Here is a 23,253-nt window from a genome sequence, read left to right on the forward strand (position 1 = left end):
GATCACAATTGCTTACGCTGATGAAGGGTGATGAGGGAATCAAGCCGAGAGAAGAACGAGACCAAACACCTTTGCTCTTGAACGGATGGTATGTGAAGCTGCCTCCTCTTCCAATCTTCCACATTGAATACAAGCTTTTCAATGTCAACGCCATACGAACTAAGCATGAACATCTTGTACATCTCACGATGCTTGGAAATAAGCGTCCAGTACTCTGTAGAAATATCGTCATTAGAGACAAGCACCATATATTCGTTAGAAACCACTGCCCCATCAAGGTCTTCTGGCACATAGCCATTCGCTCCATGAACGACTTGTCGCTTGGAAATCAGGTAGTCTCCGGCATGTATCTCGTAATAGTTTTTTACAAGAATATCCTTGCCGCTAAGGAAATCACGAGAAACAACGCCTCCATTCCGACGTTTGACAGTTACAAGTTGATACGTCTTATCATCATCCAAGACAACAGGGCGAGCAACTTCAGTGACGATCTCTGAAACCTTACGCTGTTCCCAAGCAGACGTATAATGGCACGAATATCAGTGCGGCCATCCTCGATCGTGCAGGATTCCCATGAAAACAGTAGCGGCAAAGGAGCGTATGAATGAATAAGCAGCAGTTGGCATCTAAGATCTGGGAGTCCGCCAACAGGATGCGTTCGAAGATTGAAGCCAACGAGTATAAGGACTACATTCTCGGCTTCATTTTCTACAAGTTCCTATCTGAAACCGAGGTCGCGCGTCTGCGTGCGGAGGAATGGACGGACGAGGATTTCCCGGCGTTGGTGGAGGACGATGCCGAAACCGTGGACTACGTGCGTGACACATGTGGTTACTTCATCGCCTATGACAACCTGTTCGCTACATGGATCGACAAAGGCTCCGACTTCCACATCTCCGATGTGCGCGATGCACTCTCCGCGTTCGACCGCAACATCAATCCGGCGCACAAGCGTGTGTTCGCGGGCATCTTTGATACATTGCAGACCGGTCTGTCCAAGCTCGGCACCGACGAGAAGAGCCGTTCCAAGGCCGCCCGTGACTTGATCTACCTCATCAAGGATATTCCAATGGACGCCCGGCAGGGCTATGACGTGCTCGGCTACATCTATGAGTACCTCATCGACAAGTTCGCCTCGAACGCAGGTAAGAAGGCAGGCGAATTCTATACGCCGAGTGAAGTCTCCCAGCTGATGAGCGAGATCATTGCCGGGCACTTGAAGGGCCGCAAGGAGATCACCATCTACGATCCGACGTCCGGTTCCGGCTCCTTGCTCATCCATATCGGTCAGGCGGTCGCGCGTCGCAACGGCAATCCGAACGACATCAAATACTATGCGCAGGAACTTAAAGAGAACACGTACAACCTCACGCGTATGAACCTTGTCATGCGCGGCATCCTGCCTGACAACATCGTGGCCCGCAACGGCGACACTCTCAAGGACGACTGGCCGTGGTTCGACACCGACGAAACCAAGGACGAGACTTATGATCCATTGTTCGTGGATGCGGTGGTTTCGAACCCACCGTACTCGCAAAACTGGGAGCCACCGGAGGCTGGCGAGGACATCCGTTTCGAGTACGGCATTGCCCCCAAGTCCAAGGCCGATTATGCGTTCCTACTGCACGATTTGTATCATCTGCGTGATGATGGCATGATGGCCATCGTCCTGCCCCATGGCGTGTTGTTCCGTGGCGGCGAGGAGGGGGAGATCCGTCGCAATCTCGTGGAGCATCACCACATCCAGGCCATCATTGGACTGCCATCGAACATTTTCTTCGGCACTGGCATCCCTACCATCGTGATGGTGCTGCGCAAGCACCGCGACGACGACCATGTGCTCATGGTGGACGCCTCGAAGCATTTTGTCAAAGATGGTAAGAACAACAAGCTACGGGCGAGCGACATCAAACGTATCGTGGACGCGGTCGCAGGCAACCTCACCATCGACAAGTTCAGTAGGCTGGTGGACATCCAGGAGATTCGTGGCAACGACTACAATCTGAACATCCCGCGGTATGTGGATTCCTCCGAACCTGCTGAGAGCTGGGATATTTATGCCACCATGTTCGGTGGTATCCCTAAACGTGACATCGACGCGCTGCACCGGTATTGGGACGTATTCCCCGAACTGCGCCATCATCTGTTCAATGTGGATAATGGACGCGCTGCACGTCTCGCCGTAGGGAATGTGAGCACCGCCGTACATGAGGATACGCAGGTGTGTGCGTATCTCGACCGATATCGTGACGTGTTCGCCGACTACCGTGGGTTCTTGCGCTCGTCACTCATTGACCGGAGCATGGATGTCGGTATCGCCTCCGAGGAGGAGATGCTCGCCGATGACCTTATGCGTCGTCTCGCCGATATCCCGCTCGTGGACGCCTATACGGCGTATCAGGTGCTCGACGATGGGTGGCAGACGATCTCCATCGATCTGGAGACCTTGCAGAATGAGGGATTCGATGCGGTACGCGTTGTGGATCCCAATATGGTTGTCAAGAAGAAGAGCGGCAAGGAAGTCGAGGTGCAGGACGGTTGGACTGGTCGTATTCTGCCGTTCGACCTCGTACAGCGACGTCTGCTTTCCGGAGAACTCGCTGAGATCGATTCGTGCGAGCACCGTCTGACCGACATCGGACAGGAATTGGATGGACTGTTAGAGAACCTTGATGAGGACGACAAGGACTGCGACGCGATCAACGAGGCCGGTGATGCCTTCGTTGCGGCTGAACTGAAAAAGGCCGTGAAGGCGATCGGCAAACACCCCGAAACCGAGCTCGACTGTGCGCTCGTGGCTGCGAATAGACTCCTCGACGAGGAGAAGAAGATCAAAAAGGATGTCAAGGAACGTCGTGCCTCTTTGGAAAACAGGACCAAGACGGTCATCGAGGGTCTAAGCGACGATCAGGCGCGCGACCTGCTCGAAGACAAATGGGTCACGCCGTTGCAAGAACGGTTGGAACAGCTGCCACGCGAGATCATCGACGGTCTGGTGGCGAAAATCGTCGCGCTTGGCGAGAAGTACTCGACCACGTATGCAGACGTGTGTGATGAGATTTCGACCGCGGAGGCAGAACTCGGGGACATGCTTGGACAGCTGGTCGGCGACGAATTCGACATGCAGGGCATCGCCGAGCTCAAGACCCTGCTGGGAGGTGAACGATGAGCGCTAATTCGAACAAACCTTCGATTCGTTTCGCTGGTTTTACTGACCCTTGGGAACAGCGTAAGTTGGGGGAGATTGCTGATCGTATGACTCGCAAGAACGAGCATAACGAGTCAGATTTGCCATTGACCATCTCGGCTCAGTATGGATTGATTGACCAACGGGTTTTCTTCAATAATCAAGTTGCCAGCAAGGATATGAGTGGCTATTATCTTTTGCACAAAGGTGAGTTCGCCTATAACAAGAGCACTTCCGCAGATAGTCCATGGGGCGCAATCAAGCGTTTGACTCGGTACGAAAAAGGTTGCGTCTCCACGCTTTATATCTGTTTTACATTGAGGGACGCAGACCCTGACTACCTTGTGACGTACTACGAGACGAACCGTTGGCATAAAGCTGTGCAATTGATTGCGGCCGAAGGGGCACGGAACCATGGTCTGTTGAACGTTGCCCCAGATGTTTTTTTTGATATGGCGCTTTCGCTTCCATTATCCCTTCTCGAGCAACAGACCATCGGCCGGTTCTTCTCGCGCCTTGATTCCCTCATCACCCTTCATCAGCGTAAGCATGACAAGCTCGTCGTGATCAAGAAGGCGATGCTCGAACAGATGTTCCCACAGGAGGGGGAGTCAGTTCCGAGGATTCGTTTCGCTGGTTTTACTGACCCTTGGGAACAGCGTAAGGTTTCAGAGATCGTCACTGAAGTTGCTCGCCCTGTTGTCTTGGATGATGATAAGACGTATCAACTTGTAACTGTCAAACGTCGGAATGGAGGCGTTGTTTCTCGTGATTTCCTTAGCGGCAAGGATATTCTTGTAAAAAACTATTACGAGATACATGCCGGAGACTACCTGATTTCCAAGCGACAAGTCGTTCATGGAGCGAATGGCTATGTGCCAGAAGACCTTGATGGGGCAGTGGTTTCTAACGAATATATGGTGCTTGTCTCTAATGACGATATTTCTACAGAGTACTGGACGCTTATTTCCAAGCATCGTGAGATGTACAAGATGTTCATGCTTAGTTCGTATGGCGTTGACATTGAAAAGCTTGTATTCAATGTGGAAGATTGGAAGAGGAGGCAGCTTCACATACCATCCGTTCAAGAGCAAAGGTGTTTGGTCTCGTTCTTCTCTCGGCTTGATTCCCTCATCACCCTTCATCAACGTAAGTTGGAATTGCTTAGAAACATCAAGCAATCCCTGCTTGACAAGATGTTCGTCTAGAAAGGAGGAATCATGGATCGCAAACGTGCAATGGAGGAGGCTATCCACTCCGGCGAAATGGAAGGCGCATACGTTTCGGCGGAATTCCGCCGTGACGCCAAGGAATATGTCGAGGGTGATTTCTCCATTGAAGAACTCATGACTCGCACGAAGCGTCGTTGGCAGACCCGAAACTCGGGTGAGAAAGCGCCTGTCCATGCCTGATGAACTGTTCGTGGACCCGTACATCGATCAACGAACAGGCATTCTCGGCAATCTGGTTGGTGCCTCCACGTACGATGAGTTGCGCAATGCCGAGGGTGAATTCGTCGCTTTACGGATGAATGAATTCCTTTCCAAGCCTATTCCGCGTGTGACCGGTACGCTCGATGATTTCTGCATGCTTCATCGCGCGCTGTTCCAGGACATCTATGCATGGGCTGGACGAATACGAACCGTCGAGATCCGTAAGAACGTCGAAGGCGCAGAATTTTTCCTTCCTTCGGCGAACATCGCAATGGGCATCGGGTGGGCTCAAGGAGAACTGAGGCGGGATAATATGCTCGCTAGCCTACCGTCGCAAAAGTTTGTGGAACGTCTCGCCTACCATTACGACAACTACAACTTCATTCATCCGTTCCGAGAAGGCAATGGACGCGTTCAACGGTTGTTCTGGACGCTGTTGTGTCATGACGCTGGTTATGACCTCGATTGGCGGCTCGTCAGTGGCGAAGAGAACGACGAGGCGAGTCGTCTCGCCGCCGAGGACCGGGACTATGGAGCTTTGGAACGCATATTTACGCAAATCGCGACGCCATGTGATCCAAATACGCCGATCAACAGTGGAATCGTGACCGTCGGCCACTTGCCCGGCATCGTCGGCGAATGATGAACGTAAGGAGTGGAACATGATTTTCGACAAGGAATCGGATTTCGAGGAAAGTGTCATCTCGGTGCTCCAACAGCACGGATGGAAAGACGGCATACTCCGATATCCGACCGAGCAACAGTTGCTCGACAACTGGAAAGCCATCCTGTACCGCAACAACAACGACATCGATCGGCTCGGACAGTATCCGCTGACTGACGGTGAGATGTCGCAGATCATTGAACAGATCGAGACATTACGCACACCGCTCGCGCTCAACTCGTTCGTCAACGGACGCACCGTGTCCATCACCCGCGACAACAAAGACGACAAAGTTCACTTCGGCAAGGAGGTCAGCCTCTACATCTACGACCGCAAGGAGATCGCAGGAGGCAAAAGCACCTACCAGATCGCACAGCAGCCGGTCTATCCAGCCAAAAATAAGATGAAGCACTCGCGGCGCGGCGACCTTGTCCTACTCATCAACGGCATGCCTCTCATCCACATCGAACTTAAGAAAAGCGGCGTGCCGGTCAGCCAAGCGACCGGTCAGATTGAGAAATACGCGCACGAGGGTGTGTTCACCGGATTGTTCCGCCTCGTGCAGATCTTCGTCGCCATGAATCCCGACGACGCCGTGTACTTCGCCAATCCCGGTGTGGATAAGTTTAACCCGAGCTACTACTTCCATTGGGCTGACTTCAATAACGAGCCCATCTGCGGAGGGCGGAATCCAGGCAAGGATGAATGGAAGCTGTTCATCGGCGGCACGTCCGGCACCGCTGGATTGCTATCCATCCCCATGGCGCACCAGCTCATCGGCTTCTACACCATCGCCGACTCGGCGGACGGATGTCTCAAAGTGCTGCGCAGCTACCAGTACATCGCGGCGAACGCCATCTCCGACATCGTACGCAAAACCGATTGGGAACAGCGTCCTTCCATTCCCGGTCGCCCCGGAGGCTACGTATGGCACACCACCGGTTCCGGAAAAACCATGACCAGCTTCAAATCGGCACAGCTCATCGCCGATTCGCATGATGCCGACAAGGTCGTGTTCCTTATGGACCGCATTGAACTAGGCACCCAGTCTCTCAAGGAATACCGCAGTTTCGCCGACGACGAGGACGATGTACAAGGGACCGAAAACACGGGTGTGCTGCGCGACAGACTCGCCAGCGACGACCCGAAGGACACACTCATCGTTACCTCCATACAGAAGATGAGCAATGTGAAACCTGGTGAGGGCGGCATCACCCAAGCGGAACTCGATCGGATGGCCACCAAACGTATCGTCTTCATCGTGGACGAATGCCACCGTTCCACGTTCGGCGATATGCTGCAGGACATCCGGCGCTCTTTCCCGAACGCACTGTTCTTCGGATTCACCGGTACACCGATACTCGACGAGAACCAGAAGAAACACTCCACCACGGCCATGCTGTTCGGCAACGAATTGCACCGATACAGCATCGCCGACGGCATTCGCGATCACAATGTGCTTGGCTTTGATCCCACCATGGTCACCACGTACAAGGATTCCGAGATACGTCTCAAAGTGGCGCTCGATAAGGCCAAGGCAGAGAACATCGACGAGGCACTTGCCGATCCCGCGAAGACGGAGGTCTATGAGCATTACATGGACAAAAACGAGGTGCCCATGGCTTCAATGACTGACGATTCAGGGAATCTCGTCCGCGGCATCGAGGACGAACTTGGACGCGACCAGTATGGCAACGACACACCGCACCCTGACATGGTGGTCAAAGACATTCTCGAACAGTTCCCCGTACTCAGCCATGGAGGCAAGTTCCATGCCATGCTCGCGACCAGCTCCATTCCCGAGGCCATCGACTACTATCACCGGTTCAAGGAGCTAGCCCCGGAACTTCATGTGACGGCCCTGTTCGATCCGAACGTGGACAACTCCGCCGGCGCCACGGTCAAAGGCGAAGCACTCGCCGAGATCATGGGTGACTACAACACGATGTACGGTAAGGACTTCGGCATTGTTGATTGGCCGTTCATGAAGAAGGACATTTCGTCGCGTCTGTCGCATAAGCGGCCCTATGGCAACATCGACGCGAGACGTTCGGAACGACTCGACCTGCTCATCGTCGTGGATCAGATGCTCACCGGTTTCGACTCGAAATGGGTGAACACGCTTTATCTCGACAAGATCATCGAATACGAGAGCATCATTCAGGCGTTCAGTCGCACGAACAGACTGTTTGGCCCGGACAAGCCGTTCGGCGTTATCCGCTACTATCGCAAACCCCACACCATGCGGCGCAACATCGAACGTGCCGTGAAACTCTATTCCGGTGATCGTCCGCTTGAACTGTTCGTGCAGAAACTGCCGCAGAACATCAAGTCCATGGATGCCCGATACCGGGAGATTCTCGACGTGTTCAAGGAAACGGGGAAGACTGGTCTCTCACGGTTGCCGGAATCGGTGGAGGCCAAACGCAAGTTTGCTCAAGAGTTCGTGGCGTTGAACCGCTTCCTGGAAGCGGCGAAGGTGCAAGGCTTCAACTGGGCAACATCTGAATATCGGATCGACGACAGTGATCCCATGGATGGTGGAAACGACGACATCTCTGGAATCGTGCGCCCGCAGATCGACGAACGCACGTATCTCATCCTTGCGCAACGTTATAAGGAACTGTTTGACGGCGACGACAACGGTGATACTGATAACGGAGACGACGGCGCGTCTGAGGCGCCATACGAACTGGAAGGCTACCTCACCGAGATTGATACCGGACTCATTGACACTGACTACATGAACGTCAACTTTGTCAAATGGCTCAAAGCACTCAAGGAAGACAGTCTGGAACTGGCGGAGATGTCCGCACAGCTCCACCGTTCCTTCGCGGTTCTTTCCAAGGACGAGCAACGGCTCGCGGAACTGTTCCTGCATGACGTGGAACGTGGTGACGTGACCGTCGAGGACGGATGCACGTTGCGCGACTACATCACTCGCTATGCGAAACGCGAGAAAGACGAGCAAGTCGACAAACTGGTGGACCGACTCGGCGTAGACCGATCTCTCATCGAAGAGTTCATGCTGCGACTTATCAATGAAACGAACATCAACGAATTCGGACGATTTGACAAGCTGATGGCGAGCGTCGATCGCAACAAGGCGAGAGAATTCTTTGAACAAATTGAGCACCGGAAACTGCCGCCATTCAAGATCCCGATGCGTACACAACGTTTACTTAAGCGTTTTGTTCTTGAAGGAGGATTCGACATTGACGAGAACAACGAATCATCGTCCGGCGATGTATCCGTGAGCTGATAAGCTGACATATGGTCTAAAACGTATGGAAGCCCGTTATTCCCAAGGGTTTCAACATATTCCAAGGAGAACATGCATGGCTGAGCAGTCCGAACATCTGGCCCTGTGGGGCGGTCGATTCACCTCCGGCCCCTCGCCCGAACTCGCCCGTCTGAGCAAGTCCACCCAGTTCGACTGGCGACTGGCCGATGATGACATCGCCGGCTCGCGCGCCCACGCCCGCGCCCTCGGCCGCGCCGGACTGCTCACCGACGACGAGCTCAAGCGCATGGAGGATGCGCTCGACGAACTGCAGCGTCGCGTCGACTCCGGCGAGTTCACGCCCATCGAGGACGATGAGGACGAGGCCACGGCCCTGGAACGAGGCCTCATCGACATCGCCGGCGACGAACTCGGCGGCAAGCTGCGCGCCGGCCGCTCCCGCAACGACCAGATCGCCTGCCTCATCCGCATGTGGCTGCGCCGCCACTCGCGCGTGATCGCCGGCGAACTCATCAAGCTCGTCACCGCACTCATCAAGCAGTCCGAGGCCGCCGGCCACACCGTCATGCCGGGCCGCACCCACATGCAGCACGCCCAGCCGGTGCTGCTAGCCCACCAGCTCATGGCCCACGCCTGGCCGCTCATCCGCGACATCCAGCGCTTCATCGACTGGGACAAGCGCATCGACGCCTCCCCGTACGGCTCCGGAGCGCTCGCCGGCAACACGCTCGGCCTCGACCCGCAGGCCGTGGCCCGTGAACTCGGCTTCTCCCGCGTGACCGACAACTCCATCGACGGCACCGCCGCCCGCGACTGCGTGGCCGAGTTCGCGTTCATCGCCGCCATGACCGGCGTCGACATCTCCCGCCTTTCCGAGGAGATCATCATCTGGAACACGCAGGAGTTCGCGTTCGTCAAGCTTGATGACGCATACTCCACCGGCTCCTCCATCATGCCGCAGAAGAAGAATCCCGACATCGCCGAGCTCGCCCGCGGCAAGTCCGGCCGTCTCATCGGCGACCTCACCGGCCTGCTCGCCACGCTCAAGGGCCTGCCCACCGCATACGCCCGCGACCTGCAGGAGGACAAGGAGGCCGTGTTCGACCAGGTCGATACGCTCGAGGTGCTGCTGCCCGCCTTCACCGGCATGGTCGCCACCATGCGCTTCGACGAGAAGCGTCTCGAGGCCGAGGCCCCCACCGGCTTCGCGCTCGCCACCGACATCGCCGAATGGCTCGTCAAGAACGGCGTGCCCTTCCGCCACGCCCACGAGCTCTCCGGCGCCTGCGTGAAGATCGCCGAAGGCCGCGGCCAGGAGCTGTGGGACCTCACCGACAAGGACTTCGCCGAGACGTTCGCCGACTTCCTCCCCGAGGACAAGGCCCCGCAGGTTCGCGAGGTGCTTTCCGCCCGCGGCTCGGTCAACTCCCGCAACGGCAAGGGCGGCACCGCCTACGGCTGCGTGCGCGAGCAGATCGTCGACGCGAAGGCCACCATCGAACCGCTCAAGCTGTTCGCCGACTCCCACTCCGACGGCTCCGCCTACAAGGCCCCGAGCGAGGTGCTGCGCTGACCGCAGCCCATGTCGTCCGTCGTTCGCCGATTCCACCGCAACACGCCGAAGCCAGGCCCCTGTTCGCGGTGAAATCAGCGAACGACGCAGGACAGCAGACCCGGCTCAACATGGCTCGACAAACGCTAATGTGATGTTGCTCATGGTTTGCCGCGTGTCCCGGTGTCGTTTCCGCCGAGGGTGAATCCCGGCTGATACACTGGGACACGGATAGCACAGGCGGCATCCCTTCCGGGGCCGCACCGTTGCAATAGGAAAGGAAATTGCATGGGCAACTTCATCAACACCGAGCTCGAGGACTTCACCGTCAACGCCTACCACGACGGCGAAATCGAGACCGTCTCCAAGCAGGACCTGCTGGGCCACTGGTCCGTCATCTTCTTCTACCCGGCCGACTTCACCTTCGTCTGCCCGACCGAGCTGGGCGACCTGGCCGACCACTACGACGAGTTCAAGGCCGCCGACGCCGAGGTCTACTCCGTCTCCGAAGACACCGAATTCGTGCACAAGGCCTGGGCCGAGGCCACCGACACCATCGCCAAGGTCAAGTACCCGATGCTTGCCGACCCGGCCGGCAAGCTCGCCCGCTTCTTCGGCGTGCTCGACGAGGAGGCCGGCCTGGCCTTCCGCGGCGTGTTCATCATCGACCCTGAAGGCAAGATCAAGTCCTACACCATCAACGACAACGGCATCGGCCGCAACGCCGAGGAGATTCTGCGCACGCTCGAAGCCGCCAAGTTCGTCCGCGAGCACGGCGACAAGGTGTGCCCGGCCAACTGGCACCCGGGTGAGGACACCATCGCCCCGAGCCTCGACCTCGTCGGCAAGATCTGATCGTCGCTGATCCCACATTCATCGACAATCCATAGGTTGTAATTTTCCAAGGCGCCCGAATCGCATTCGAGCGCCTTTTTCAGCAGTAAGGCAAGAACATCCCATGACCAACGAACACATCTACGACGTCATCATCGTCGGCAGCGGTCCGGCCGGACTCTCCGCCGGCATCTACGCCGGCCGCGCCACCATGGACACCCTCGTCATCGAAAAGGACCAGGTCGGCGGCCAGGTCACCACCACATCCGTCGTCGTCAACTATCCGGCCGTCAAGGAGATCGAAGGCACCGCGCTCATGAACCTCATGAAGCAGCAGGCCGAGGACTTCGGCGTCGAAATCGCCCATGACGACATCACCTCATACGAACTCGACGGCGACGTCAAGACGCTGCACGGTGCCAAGGCCGACTACAAGGCACGGGCCGTCATCATCGCATCCGGCGCACAGCCGCGCAAGCTCGGCATCCCCGGCGAACAGGAGCTGCGCGGCAGGGGAGTGGCCTACTGCTCCACCTGCGACGGAGAACTGTTCAGCGGCCTGCAGGTGTTCGTCGTCGGCGGCGGATTCGCGGCCGCCGAGGAAGCCGACTACCTCACCCGATACGCCCGCAAGGTCACCGTGCTCGTGCGTGGCTCGCAGTTCAGCTGCCCGCCGCTCACCGCCGCCCGCGCCCTCGACAACCCCAAGGTCGAAGTGCGCTACAACACCGAGGTCGAATCGCTCGCCGGCGACGACTACCTCACCGACGCCACGTTCGTCAACAACAAGACCGGCGAGAAGACCCACTACCACGTGGAGGACGGCGACAACGTGTTCGGCATGTTCATCTACGTGGGCACCGAGCCGGAGACCACCGGACTCGACGTCCTCGCCAAGGACGACCGCGGCTACATCACCGTGGACTCCTGGCAGCGTACCAACGTGCCCGGCGTGTTCGCGGCCGGCGACGTCGTCTCCAAACCGCTGCGCCAGATCGTCACCGCGGCGGCCGACGGCGCCACCGCCGCCACCGGCGCCGAGGAATACGTGACCGCGCAGAAGAAGCGCCTCGGCATCCCCGTCGTATCCAAGCAGAAGGCAGCAGCCGCCACGTCCGCCGCCGGGAAGAAAACCGCAAAGGCCCCCGTGGGATCCGATGCCAAGCCGCAGGGCTCCGCCACCGTCGGCCAGACCAGCGCCATCGCCGACGCCCCGTCCGTGCCCCAGCACAAGGGCGTCTGGTTCAGCGCCGAGATGAAGCAGCAGCTCGCCGGCATCTTCAACCGCCTCACCGACGACGTCACCCTCCTCCAGGTCGACGACGGCGGCCAGCCGAGCATCGAACTCGCCAGCTTCGCCAAGGAATTCGCCTCCATGCACGCGCACCTGCACTACCGCGCCGTTACCGCCGGCTCCGACGAAGGCAAGGCCATCGTCGACAAGGCCGCCATCGTGCGTTACCCGGTCTTCGTGCTCCTCGACAAGGATGGCGCCTACACCGGCGTCAAGTTCAGCGGCATCCCCACCGGCCACGAGGTCAACTCGCTCGTGCTCGCCGTCTACAACATCGCAGGTCCCGGCCAGGCCGTCGACCCGCAGCTCGCCGAACGCATCAAGGCCCTGCCCGAGACGCACATCGAGATTGGCGTCTCGCTCACCTGCCACTTCTGTCCCGACGTGGTTGCCGCCTGCCAGCACATGGCCGCGATGAACCCGAACGTGACCGCCGAAATGATCGACCTCGGCCTGTTCCCCGAACTGCGCAAGGAACGCAAGATCATGAGCGTGCCCGCCACCACCATCAACGGCGGCGACATCCTCTTCGGCAGCCAGAGCCTCGAACAGCTCGTCGCCGCCTGCGAAGCCGCCTGACACTGCGAAACAGCGTGAATCATCCGCAGGGATGAGCCCGCACGGAAAACCCATCGTCTACAATCGGAATGTCGAAATACGATAAAAGATCAGACATTCCGATTGCGGACCCGGGAAGGGGCTAATCGTGCTGGCACGCCAGAGAATCCACGAACTCGTACACGAATACGGCCACGATGTGCTCGACCATGAGCGCATGCGCATCGAAAAGCACTGCTACCAGCATGGCGCAGTCACCACATTCGAGCATTCCGTACGCGTCGCCTGCCTCGCCGTCTACTTCGCCGACCGGCTGCACCTGTGGCGGTTCGTCGACCTGCGTTCGCTCGTGCGCGCCGCCCTCCTGCACGACTACTTCCTCTACGACTGGCATCATGACGACGGCGGCACACACCGGCTCCACGGCTTCACCCATCCACGCCGCGCACTGACCAACGCCCTCGAGGACTTCGACCTCAACCCAGTGGAACGCGACTCCATCCTGCGCCACATGTTCCCGCTCACGCCGATCCCGCCGCGATACGTCGAAGGCTACCTCGTCACCATGGCCGACAAGATCAGCGCCACCCGCGAGACCTTCTCCATGGCGCGCTTCTCCAAGCCCGCACTCGCGCCGGTGCCCGAACGCCACGCCATCACCGACGGCAGGGGGAAGACCGCGTGACCGGCATCGCATTCCCCGACGCCGTACTCTACCTTGAGCGCCTGTTCCTCTGGGCCGTGCTCTACAGTTTCCTCGGCTGGGTGTACGAATCCATACTCGTCTCCATACAGGAACGCCGTCCCGTCAACCGTGGATTCCTCAACGGGCCGCTCTGCCCCATATACGGTGCGGGGGCCGCGCTCGCCATCGTCGTGCTCACGCCTATCAAGGATGTTCCTGCCGCGCCTGTCGTCATGTTCCTGCTCGGTGCCTTGGGCGCATCCGTGCTGGAATACGTGACCTCATGGACCATGGAGAAGATATTTCACGCCCGATGGTGGGATTACTCGCACTTCCGGTTCAACATCAACGGCCGGATCTGCCTCATCGGCGCCATCGTCTTCGGCGTGTTCGGCATCATCATCGTCGACGTCACCCAACCATGGGTCGAACATTGGACCGACATGATACCGATGCCGGCGTTCCATATTCTCGTATGCGTGCTCGCTTTGGCCTGCCTCGTCGACTTCATCGTCACCGTCGTCGGCTTCAGCGGATTCCATGAGCGGCTTGGCGAATTCGCCCGCGTGCTGGAACGCGGCAGGGACAAGGTCGCCGACCGTCTCGACGATCTTGGCGGACTCGAGATGGGCGATGCGCTCAGACAGTACACCGATGCCGCGGCCGACCGCCTGCAGACGTATCGCTCCGCCGCCACCGGCAAGGTCCGTCGACTCTCCGAGAACCTGCCGAACGCGCCCGTGCCCGTCACCAGACTGTATGGCAGGCTGTTGGGGGCGTTGAACTACCAGCAGCGTCGTATGCTGCGTTCCTTCCCGCGCATGACGTCCACCGAATACGGCGACCTCATCCGGAAGCTGCGCGAAAAGCTGGTGCGCAGATAGGGGCGTTAGTGGCGTTTTATAAGATCCTTTAAAGATCCTTCGACTCGCTACGCTCGCTCAGGATGACGGTGACAGCCGTTGCGCTCGCTCAGGATGACAGTAAAGAGCCCTCGCTCAGGATGACATGGTCTTTGTCATCCTGAGCGGAGGCCGTAGGCCGGAGTCGAAGGATCTTTGCATTGTCTGGTGGCCGTGGATTGTTTCGGCCCTAGTCTCTCCCTCCGTCACGCCTGCGGCGTGCCACCTCCCTCGTCAGAGGGAGGTATTTGAAAGAGATCCTTCGACTCGCTTCGCTCGCTCAGGATGACAGTAAAGGGGTCTCGCTCAGGATGACATGGTCTTTGTCATCCTGAGCGTAGGCCGTAGTCGAAGGATCTCTTTGAACCTTCTGCCAGCTGTCAGTGGAGATAGCCGGTGGTGGGGCTGGAGGGGACGGCGTGGCCCTCCGTCACCTTGCCGAGACCGGACAGATACGCGGCGCGGCCGGCGGCGATCGCGTCCTTGAACGCCTTCGCCATCAGCGGGATGTTGCCGGCACTCGCCACGGCAGTGTAGGCCATCACCGCGTCCGCGCCCATCTCCATAGCCTCGCACGCCTGGCTCGGCCGGCCGATGCCCGCGTCGATGATGACCGGCACGTTCGCGTTCGCGATGATGATCTGGATGAAGTCGCGCATGCGCAGACCCATGTTCGAGCCGATCAGCGAACCGAGCGGCATCACCGCCGCGGCGCCCGCCTCCTCGAGCTGCCGTGCGGCGATGGGATCGGGGAACATGTACGGCATGACCACGAAGCCCTCCTTCGCCAGCATCTCGGTGGCGCGGATCGTCTCCGCGTTGTCGGGCAGCAGGTATTTCGTCTCATGTTCGATCTCGACCTTCACGAAATCGGTCTGGCACACCTCGCGGGCCAGACGGGCGATACGTACCGCCTCTTCGGCGTTGCGCGCGCCCGACGTGTTAGGCAACAGCGTGATGCCTTTGGGGATGTAGTCGAGCACGCTGTTCTCCGTGGTCTGCGCGCGACGCAGCGCCATCGTCACGATCTGCGTGCCCGCGTGCTCCACTGTGGCCTTGATGAGGTTGAGGTCGTAGCGGCCGGACCCCAGGATGAACCGGGACTCGAACTCGTGGCCGCCAAGATTCAGCGGCGTGTCGGTGACGTTCGGCATCGGGGCGGCCGTGCCCACGGGGTTCGTGACCGCCGGCTGCGGCGGCAGGGGAGTGTTGGCGACGGATTCTTCGGTGACGGGATTGGGAATCATGATGTGCTCCTTAAATTTGCGGTATCGATGGAAGTCGCCGCATCGACGCGACGACGACGGTGATGTGGCGGCTCAGCCGCCCTGGACGAACTGCACGATCTCCATGACGGCCTGATCGTCGAGCATGGCCTCCTCTCGTTTGCCACGCGGCACGATGGCGCCGTTGAGTTCCACCGCCACGCGTTCGGGGCGGTATCCGTGCTCGGTGAGATAGTCGGCAACACTCATCGGCCGCTCCAACGTGACCTGTTCGCCATTGACCTGCATACATCCTCCAACTATGAAAAAAGGGCGCACGAAAGCAAGCCGTACCCGTGGTGGTGCGCCCCTTCATGAACCCAATCATTCTGTATTCGGTTATCGGGGGAGCCCGCAGAACATGTGGGAAACCCATTGCGCAGATAACGACCGTCGTCAATCACCACCGATGACGACCTCATCGACGACGATTCCTTACGGCGGCATGATCCGCGTCAAGTTCCCCGGTCGAAGCGACGGGCGTATGCGCGTCACTTCCTCTCAGCCATCCGGCTCCCGTTCGTCGTTTCCAGCGTACCTGCCCGCCCAGACCGGGGGACGGCGTCGCGGCGCCGGTGGCGGGCATGTGCGAAGATGGAGCCAAGTCGGCGTGATAACGGCATCACGCCACGGATACCGAAGGGAACCATCATGATCGTCACCACCACGCCCACCGTCGAGGGCTACACCATCACCGGCTACTACGGCATCGTGTTCGGCGAGGTCGTCTCCGGAGTCAACCTCATCAAGGACCTCGGCGCCGGACTGCGCAACGTGTTCGGCGGCCGCAGCCAGGGCTACGAGGAGGAGCTCGTCCAGGCGCGCGAGGGCGCGATCGCCGAGATGCAGGAGCGTGCCGCCGCCATGGGCGCGCACGCCGTCGTCGGCGTGGACATCGACTACGAGGTGCTGGGCGAGGGCAACATGCTCATGGTCACCGCGTCCGGCACCGCCGTGCAGCTCGCCAAGGCATGACGCCTCCGGCGTCCGTCCAGCCTTGAACCCAAGATGATGAACGATTGACTTGGCCAGGGAAGGACGGCACCATGACCGAACCGCAACGGACGACATCGGCGAAGCGCCGCGTCACGCTCTCCGACGATCAGCTGGAACGTTACGCGCGGCATCTGATCCTCAAGGGGGTCGGCGTGCGCGGGCAGAAGCGCCTGCTCGCATCGAAGGTGCTCATCGTCGGCGCCGGCGGTCTCGGTTCGCCGGTCGCGCTGTATCTCGCCGCGGCCGGCGTCGGCACCATAGGCATCGTCGACGACGATGTGGTGGACGTGAGCAACCTGCAACGCCAGATCATCCACGATGACGACCACGTCGGCATGCCGAAGGCCGAATCCGCGAAGCTGGGCATCGAACGGCTCAACCCCGACGTGACGGTGAACGTATACCGGACGATGTTCACGGCCGACAACGCGGCCGACATCATCGACGGCTACGACCTCGTGATCGACGCCACGGATAATTTCGCCGCCAAGTTCCTCATCAACGACGCCTGCGTGCTGGCCGGCAAGCCGTTCGTCCACGGCGGCGTGGTGCGTTTCTCCGGACAGCTCATGGACTACGTGCCCGGCGAAGGCCCCTGCTACCGCTGCATCTTCCGCGAGATGCCGGCGGCCGGCGAAGTGCCCACCTGCCGCGAGGCCGGCGTGCTCGGCGCGGCGGTCGGCGTCATCGGCAGCCTGCAGGCGGTGGAGGCCGTCAAAATGATCACCGGGGCGGGCGAACTGCTCACGGCGCGCATGCTCACCGTGGACCTGCTCACCATGAACATCCGCAGGGTGCCGCTGCCCGAGCGCGAGCCCGACTGCCCGGTATGCGGCGACCATCCCACGATCACCACGCTCGACCCGGACAACTACATCCAACCGGCATGCGCGGTCTGAACCGGCTTGCCCGAGACGCATGGAAACCAAGGACACGATGAGAGGAAGACGATATGTTCGATGATGCCTTCGACGATGACGGGACCGACATCCGGCAGATGACGCCCGAGGAGTTCGCCGGCCTGGACTATGCCACGGTGACGCTGCTGGACCTGCGTGAGCCGCACGAGGTGGAGGCCCACGCCATGCCGGGCGCGATCAACGTGCCGTTCGACCCGCTGCCGCATGTGCTGCGCAACGTGCCGAAGGACAAGCCGGTCGTCGTGTACTGCCGTGAGGGCAGTTGGAGCGAGGAGGTGGCCGAGATCCTCGCCGACCGCGGGTACGACGCCGTCAACCTCACCGGCGGATTCGACGCCTACGAGCGCTATCTCGCCGAACGCGGGGAGTGAGCATCCCCGTTCGGTGTCGGCTTTCCTCAGGTGTCGGCTCTTTTGGGTATCGTCTCTCCCTCAGTCAGTCTGCGCCTGACAGCTCCCTCGTCAGAGGGAGCCGGGGGCTGGGCCGGGCTTGTCATACTGTGCTGTCAAACTGATGGATGCGAATGTTCGCGTTTTCCACCAATTCAACAGGGAGTGACAGGGAACACATGTCTCAGGTCAGAAGTTACAAGGAAGCGGGGTTCGATTCTCTTCTCGAAGAGCTCGAATGGCGCGGTCTGGTCAATCAGTCCACTGACAAAGAGCAGCTTGCCGAAGCGTTGAACGGCGATCCCATCACCTATTATTGCGGATTCGACCCCACCGCGGCGTCCCTGCACATCGGCAACCTCGTGCAGCTCATCAACATGAGGCACCTGCAGGCGGCCGGCCATCACCCCATCGCATTGGTCGGAGGCGCCACCGGCCTGATCGGCGACCCGCGCCAGTCGGGCGAGCGCACGCTCAACCCCAAGGAGATCGTGGCCCAGTGGGCCGAGAAGCTGCGTGCGCAGATCAGCCGGTTCCTCGAGGCCGATGGCGACAACCCCGTGCGCTTCGTGAGCAACTACGACTGGACGGCGCAGATGTCGGTCATCGACTTCCTGCGCGACGTCGGCAAGAACTTCCGCATGGGCACCATGCTGGCCAAGGACACGGTCGCCCGTCGTCTGAACTCCGAGGAGGGCATCTCCTTCACCGAGTTCAGCTACCAGGTGCTGCAGGGCAACGACTTCCTGCACCTGTTCGACGAATACCACTGCGTGCTGGAGCTGGGCGGCTCCGACCAGTGGGGCAACCTCACCTCGGGTCTCGACCTCATCCGCAAGGTGCGCGGCGAGAGTGTGAACGTGTTCACCAGCCCGATCATCACCGACAGCCAGGGCAAGAAGTTCGGCAAGTCCGAGGGCAACGCCATGTGGCTCGACCCGACCATGCTCAGCCCGTACAAGTTCTACCAGTTCTGGTTCAACCAGCCCGACGACCAGGTGGTGAAGCTGCTCAAGGCGTTCACCTTCCTGCCCAAGAGCGAAATCGAGCGTCTGGCCGGCGAGGTCGAGGCGAACCCCGGCCGTCGCGAGGCGCAGAGGACGCTCGCCTGGGAGGTAACCAGCTACGTGCACGGCGAGCAGGCCACGCAGCAGGCCATCGACGCGGCGGCCGCCCTGTTCGGCCGCGGCGGCGACCTCGCCACCATCGACGAGGGAACGCTCGAGGCGGCGTTCGGCGGACTGAAGCAGTCCGACGGCACGTTCGCGCAGGCCAAGGCCGGGGACCGCATCATCGACGCGGCCGCGGCGGCCGGACTGTTCAAGTCCGCGTCGGAGGCCCGTCGCGCCATCAAGTCCGGCGGCGTGTACGTGAACAACGCCCGCGTGGAGGACCAGGAACAGACGTTGACCGCAGATGATTTTCTGCATGACCGATTCGTATTGATTCGCCGCGGCAAGAAGTCGCTGGCAGCATTGGAGGAGACCCGATGAACGCTGAGAATTCCAACCGTGGAGGCAACCGTTCCGGACATTCCGGCGGCGGCTACGGCGGCCGGGGCCGTTCCGGCGGCTATGGCAACCGTCGCGGCGGCGGCAAATCGTTCGGCCCGCGTCGTGATGGCGGCAGGGGCCGCGGAGGCTTCGACCGTCGTGATGGCGGCAAGCGATTCCATCGCGACGGCGAGTTCCACAAGGACCGCGATTTCCGTCGTGACGGCGATGCGCCGCGTCGTGACGGCGACCGTTTCGAGAACCGTCACCACGAGGACGGCAACCGCGGCGGATTCCGTCGGGACGACCGTGGCGGCGATCGTCGCGACTTCCGCGGCAACCGTGGCGGCAAGTTCCGTCGTGACGGCGACCGTCGTGATTTCCGTCGTGACGACCGCGGCGAGCGCCGTGACTTCCACAAGGACGGCGACCGCCGGTTCGAGGGCCGTCGGGACGATCGTCGTGACAACCGTCGTTTCGACGACCGTGGTGGCGATCGCCGCCGTGACGACCGTCGTGACTTCCACAAGGACTTCCATAAGGATGGCGAGCGCCGTTTCGAGGGGAACCGCGGCGAGCGCGACTTCGATCGCAAGCCCCGTCGTTCGTTCGGCGACAAGCCACGCAACCCCCGGTACGGCCACGATGACGAGCGTGACGGGCGTCGGTTCGAGGGACGCCGTGACGATCGTCGTGGCGGCTACCGCAACAACAAGTACGAGCGTGACGGCCAGGGTTCCCACAGCTTCTACCGTGATGGCCGCCGCAACTCCGACGGCACGGTCTCGTATCCTTCGCAGAACCCGTACACCGACCGCCGTCCCAACGAGCCGAAGATGCCGAAGGGTCTCGAATGGTCCATGCTCTCCAAGGACGAGAAGGAGCGTCTGCGTGGCCTGAGCAAGGAGCATGCCGAGAACATCGGTCTGCACATGCTGGCCGCCTACGCCTTGGAGGAGGAGCATCCCGATCAGGCGCTGGCCCATGCCAAGTGGATCGCCAAGCAGGCCTCGCGCATCGACATGACGCGTGAGGTGTTGGCGCTGATCGCGTACCGTCAGGGCGACTACAAGCTGGCCCTGCGCGAGTTCCGCACCGCCTACCGCATGAACGGCTTCCTCGATTATCTGCCGTTCATCGCCGACTGCGAGCGTGGTCTGGGCAATCCGAAGAAGGCCGTGGAGCTGGCGATGAGCGATGAGGCCAAGGCCCTGCGTGGCGAGGCCAAGGCCGAGATGTTCCTCGTGGTGGCCGGTGCCTACGGCGATCTGGGCAACTGGGACAAGGCCATCGAGCTCGTGCACACCATCGGCCGTTCCAAGGGCATCTCCGGCGAATACCGCATGCGTGCCGTGCAGGCCGAGCAGAACTTCCTCGAACAGGCCGGCCGCCAGGACGAGGCCTTGGCGCTTGACAACCTCGTCGACCGTCTGGAGGACGAGTACGCCGAAGTGGACGACGAGGACGACGATTCCGTCATCGACAACGATCTCGAAAACATCGACGACGACCTGCTCGAGGGCCTTGGCATCGATCTCGACGTCCCTGATGAGGACGACGACGCCGATGCCGACGAATCCGACGAGGACGAAGGCGACGGGGACGACGCCGACGAGGGTTCCGATGCGGCAGGTGATGCCGAGGAGGCCGAATCCGACGAGACCGATCTGCCCGCCGAGGAGACCGAGGATGGCGCGGACGCCGATGAGGAGCCCGAGGCCACGGCCGAGGCCGCGGACGCGACCGGCGATGCCGATGCCAGCGACGACGCCGCTGCCGGCACCGACGGTACCGACACCGATGCCGCTGACGATCACGATAAGGAAGACGACTGATCCATGACATTCCTCAAAGGCTCCGCGGAACCGCTGAACACCGCATACTCCCTGGGCCTGCTCGACCTTGACGGCGTGGTCTACCGGGGCAAGGACCCGGTAGACCACGCGTCCGAAAGCATCGCGCAGGCGCAGCGGGCCGGCATGGCCGTGGAATACACGACGAACAACTCCTCGCGTTTCCAGGCCGTGGTGGCCGAGCAGCTGCGAGGCTTCGGCCTTGACGTGGAGCCCTGGCAGGTCATCACCTCGTCGGTCGTCGCCGCCCGCATGGTGGCGCATCACGTGCCCCAGGGCGCGAAGGTGCTCGCCGTCGGCTCGCCGCATCTGAAGGAGGAGGTCGTCAAGGCCGGACTGACCCTCGCGGACGGTGTGGAGGACGACCCCGTGGCCGTCATCCAGGGCTGGTATCCCGAAATTACGTGGAACGAGCTGGCCTCGGTGGCGTTCGCCGCACAGCGAGGCGCCATCTACTTCGTCACCAACCGCGACCTGACCATCCCCCGCGAGCTCGGCATCGCCCCCGGATGCGGCTCCCTCGTGGAGGCCGTCATCGAGGCGGTGGGGCACCAGCCCGTGGGATCGGGCGGCAAGCCCGAATCATACATGTACGATGAGGCCCGCCAGCTGGTCGCCGACGCAAGGTCCGCGCAGGGCAAGGCCGCCGACCCCATCGACCACGACCGGTGCCTGGCCATCGGCGACCGTCTCGACACCGACATCGAGGCCGGCAACCGTGGCGGCTACGATTCACTGGTCGTGCTCACCGGCGTGGCCACGCCGAACTCCATCGTCGTGGCCGAACCACATCTGCGCCCGACCTTCATCGCGAAGGACCTGCGCGGCCTCAACGAGCCGCATCCCGCCCCGGTCCGGCAGGACGACGGCGCATGGGCGTGCGCGAAGGCCTCGGCCCGTCTGGAGGACGGCGCGCTTCGTCTCGCCGTCCCGGACGGCGACGACCCGACGGCCAGCCTCGACGCGCTTCGCGCCGCCTGCTGCGCCGTATGGGAGGCCATGGACGCCGGCGTGGACCCGGCGGGCATCACCATCCCCGAATTCCACATCTGATATGGGAACGGCAACGACACATCCATCGGCGGACGACGACTTCGACGCCCGGTTCCCGCGGCTGGCGGAACTGCCCGACGACGACCACGAGGCGCAGATCGAGGCCTACCGTGGCGTGCTGGACCAGCTGAACGGCGAACTCAAGTCCATCACCATCTGAAAGGCGCGTCATTCCATGCCATCCTCCCGATTGGACGCCGAACTCGTATCCCGCGGACTCGTCGACTCGCGTGCGAAGGCGCAGCGGCTGATACGGGACGGCGCCGTCACCGTCAACGGCGCCGTCACCGTCAAACCGGCCGCCAAGGTGCTCACCATCGACGACCTGCATGTGGACGCCGGCGACGATTACGTCTCGCGCGGCGCCTACAAGCTCGTCGGCGCATTCGACGCCTTCATGCCGCTCGGACTGCCGTCGCCGGCGGGCGCCGGCTGTCTCGACATCGGCGCCTCCACCGGAGGATTCACCGACGTGCTGCTGCGTCGCGGCGCCTCCCGCGTCATCGCCCTCGACGTCGGCCACGGCCAGCTCGACCATCGCATCGCCTACGACGACCGCGTCATCGAGATGAGCGGCGTCAACATCCGTGACGTAGAATCCGACGACCTGCCGTTTCCCCCGCGCATGGTCGTGTCCGACGTGTCGTTCATATCGTTGACGTACGTCATCCCCGTCATCGCCCGAATCGTCGAGTCGGGCACGGACGCCGTGCTGCTGGTCAAGCCCCAGTTCGAGGTCGGCAGGGGGCATCTCGGCAGGAACGGCATCGTGGAGGACGATGCGCTGCGCCGCAAGGCGCTGCATGATGTGGAGGAATGCGCCCGCCGCTCGGGCTTCGACGTCCGCGCCTCCGCGCCCTCGCCGATCACCGGCACCCACGGCAACGTCGAATACCTGCTGTGGATTACCAGACGGTGACAGACCGCATGG

General features: G+C 60.9%; 20 protein-coding genes and 1 pseudogene. 18 read left to right on the forward strand and 3 right to left on the reverse strand.

The features are described from left to right. Window positions 1-2: 2 nt before the first annotated feature. Window positions 3-503, reverse strand: a pseudogene (locus tag KIH77_RS00580) (restriction endonuclease subunit S); the annotation flags it as partial. Window positions 504-604: 101 nt separating this feature from the next. Between KIH77_RS00580 and KIH77_RS00585 the strand changes: the two are divergent. From KIH77_RS00585 to KIH77_RS00630, 10 genes are all read left to right on the forward strand, one after another. After that, window positions 605-3,169 (forward strand): type I restriction-modification system subunit M, encoded by a 2,565-nt coding sequence (locus tag KIH77_RS00585; protein WP_219099136.1) that lies wholly within the window; start codon window positions 605-607, stop codon window positions 3,167-3,169. After that, a complete protein-coding gene (locus KIH77_RS00590; RefSeq protein WP_219099138.1) occupies window positions 3,166-4,395 on the forward strand; it encodes a restriction endonuclease subunit S in 1,230 nt (409 codons plus the stop codon). Before KIH77_RS00585 ends, KIH77_RS00590 begins: the two co-directional genes overlap by 4 nt. A 12-nt stretch (window positions 4,396-4,407) precedes the next feature. Further along, window positions 4,408-4,599, forward strand: a complete 192-nt coding sequence (locus KIH77_RS00595; protein WP_219099139.1) for an antitoxin VbhA family protein — start codon at window positions 4,408-4,410, stop codon at window positions 4,597-4,599. Next, the gene (locus tag KIH77_RS00600; RefSeq protein WP_219099141.1) at window positions 4,592-5,263 is read left to right on the forward strand and encodes a Fic/DOC family protein; all 672 of its coding nucleotides are present in this window, start codon (window positions 4,592-4,594) and stop codon (window positions 5,261-5,263) included. The genes KIH77_RS00595 and KIH77_RS00600 overlap by 8 nt, the downstream gene beginning before the upstream one ends. A gap of 19 nt (window positions 5,264-5,282) precedes the next feature. Continuing rightward, on the forward strand, window positions 5,283-8,546 hold the full coding sequence (locus KIH77_RS00605; RefSeq protein WP_219099143.1) for a type I restriction endonuclease subunit R, EcoR124 family: 3,264 nt from the start codon (window positions 5,283-5,285) through the stop codon (window positions 8,544-8,546). A gap of 76 nt (window positions 8,547-8,622) precedes the next feature. After that, window positions 8,623-10,101, forward strand: coding sequence for an argininosuccinate lyase (gene argH / locus KIH77_RS00610; protein WP_219099145.1), 1,479 nt, complete (start codon window positions 8,623-8,625; stop codon window positions 10,099-10,101). 267 nt (window positions 10,102-10,368) lie between these two features. Continuing rightward, complete coding sequence (ahpC, locus tag KIH77_RS00615; RefSeq protein ID WP_219099147.1) at window positions 10,369-10,935, forward strand: alkyl hydroperoxide reductase subunit C; 567 nt, start codon at window positions 10,369-10,371, stop codon at window positions 10,933-10,935. Between the two features lie 103 nt (window positions 10,936-11,038). Next, window positions 11,039-12,787 (forward strand): FAD-dependent oxidoreductase, encoded by a 1,749-nt coding sequence (locus tag KIH77_RS00620; RefSeq protein WP_219099149.1) that lies wholly within the window; start codon window positions 11,039-11,041, stop codon window positions 12,785-12,787. Between the two features lie 127 nt (window positions 12,788-12,914). Continuing rightward, window positions 12,915-13,451 carry an HD domain-containing protein gene (locus KIH77_RS00625; RefSeq protein ID WP_219099151.1) on the forward strand — a complete coding sequence of 179 codons (537 nt, stop codon included), beginning with the start codon at window positions 12,915-12,917 and terminating at the stop codon, window positions 13,449-13,451. Beyond that, window positions 13,448-14,335, forward strand: coding sequence for a putative ABC transporter permease (locus tag KIH77_RS00630; protein WP_308283096.1), 888 nt, complete (start codon window positions 13,448-13,450; stop codon window positions 14,333-14,335). The genes KIH77_RS00625 and KIH77_RS00630 overlap by 4 nt, the downstream gene beginning before the upstream one ends. A gap of 398 nt (window positions 14,336-14,733) precedes the next feature. Here the strand turns inward: KIH77_RS00630 and KIH77_RS00635 are convergent, their stop codons facing one another. After that, the gene (locus tag KIH77_RS00635) at window positions 14,734-15,600 is read right to left on the reverse strand and encodes a thiazole synthase (RefSeq protein WP_236024349.1); all 867 of its coding nucleotides are present in this window, start codon (window positions 15,598-15,600) and stop codon (window positions 14,734-14,736) included. Window positions 15,601-15,672: 72 nt separating this feature from the next. Continuing rightward, a complete protein-coding gene (gene thiS, locus KIH77_RS00640) occupies window positions 15,673-15,867 on the reverse strand; it encodes a sulfur carrier protein ThiS (RefSeq protein WP_219099153.1) in 195 nt (64 codons plus the stop codon). Between the two features lie 399 nt (window positions 15,868-16,266). Between thiS and KIH77_RS00645 the strand changes: the two genes are divergently transcribed. The 8 genes from KIH77_RS00645 to KIH77_RS00680 all read left to right on the forward strand — a co-directional run bounded on the left by KIH77_RS00645 (window position 16,267) and on the right by KIH77_RS00680 (window position 23,241). Then, window positions 16,267-16,593 (forward strand): putative heavy metal-binding protein, encoded by a 327-nt coding sequence (locus tag KIH77_RS00645; RefSeq protein ID WP_219099322.1) that lies wholly within the window; start codon window positions 16,267-16,269, stop codon window positions 16,591-16,593. 71 nt (window positions 16,594-16,664) lie between these two features. Then, window positions 16,665-17,513: a HesA/MoeB/ThiF family protein gene (locus KIH77_RS00650; protein ID WP_219099155.1), complete on the forward strand. Its 849-nt coding sequence runs from the start codon at window positions 16,665-16,667 to the stop codon at window positions 17,511-17,513. Window positions 17,514-17,566: 53 nt separating this feature from the next. Beyond that, on the forward strand, window positions 17,567-17,905 hold the full coding sequence (locus KIH77_RS00655) for a rhodanese-like domain-containing protein (protein ID WP_219099157.1): 339 nt from the start codon (window positions 17,567-17,569) through the stop codon (window positions 17,903-17,905). Window positions 17,906-18,102: 197 nt separating this feature from the next. Beyond that, on the forward strand, window positions 18,103-19,416 hold the full coding sequence (gene tyrS / locus KIH77_RS00660) for a tyrosine--tRNA ligase (protein ID WP_219099159.1): 1,314 nt from the start codon (window positions 18,103-18,105) through the stop codon (window positions 19,414-19,416). Then, window positions 19,413-21,251, forward strand: a complete 1,839-nt coding sequence (locus KIH77_RS00665; RefSeq protein ID WP_219099161.1) for a tetratricopeptide repeat protein — start codon at window positions 19,413-19,415, stop codon at window positions 21,249-21,251. The genes tyrS and KIH77_RS00665 overlap by 4 nt, the downstream gene beginning before the upstream one ends. Window positions 21,252-21,254: 3 nt before the next feature. Continuing rightward, window positions 21,255-22,322: an HAD-IIA family hydrolase gene (locus KIH77_RS00670; protein WP_219099162.1), complete on the forward strand. Its 1,068-nt coding sequence runs from the start codon at window positions 21,255-21,257 to the stop codon at window positions 22,320-22,322. Between the two features lies 1 nt (window position 22,323). After that, window positions 22,324-22,482 (forward strand): hypothetical protein, encoded by a 159-nt coding sequence (locus KIH77_RS00675; protein ID WP_219099163.1) that lies wholly within the window; start codon window positions 22,324-22,326, stop codon window positions 22,480-22,482. Between the two features lie 15 nt (window positions 22,483-22,497). Next, entirely contained in the window at window positions 22,498-23,241 is a 744-nt protein-coding gene (locus KIH77_RS00680; RefSeq protein ID WP_219099164.1) for a TlyA family RNA methyltransferase, read from the forward strand. Window positions 23,242-23,253: the final 12 nt, after the last annotated feature.

The sequence above is a fragment of the Bifidobacterium pluvialisilvae genome, assembly GCF_019331695.1.
Classification (GTDB): Bacteria; Actinomycetota; Actinomycetes; order Actinomycetales; family Bifidobacteriaceae; genus Galliscardovia; species Galliscardovia pluvialisilvae.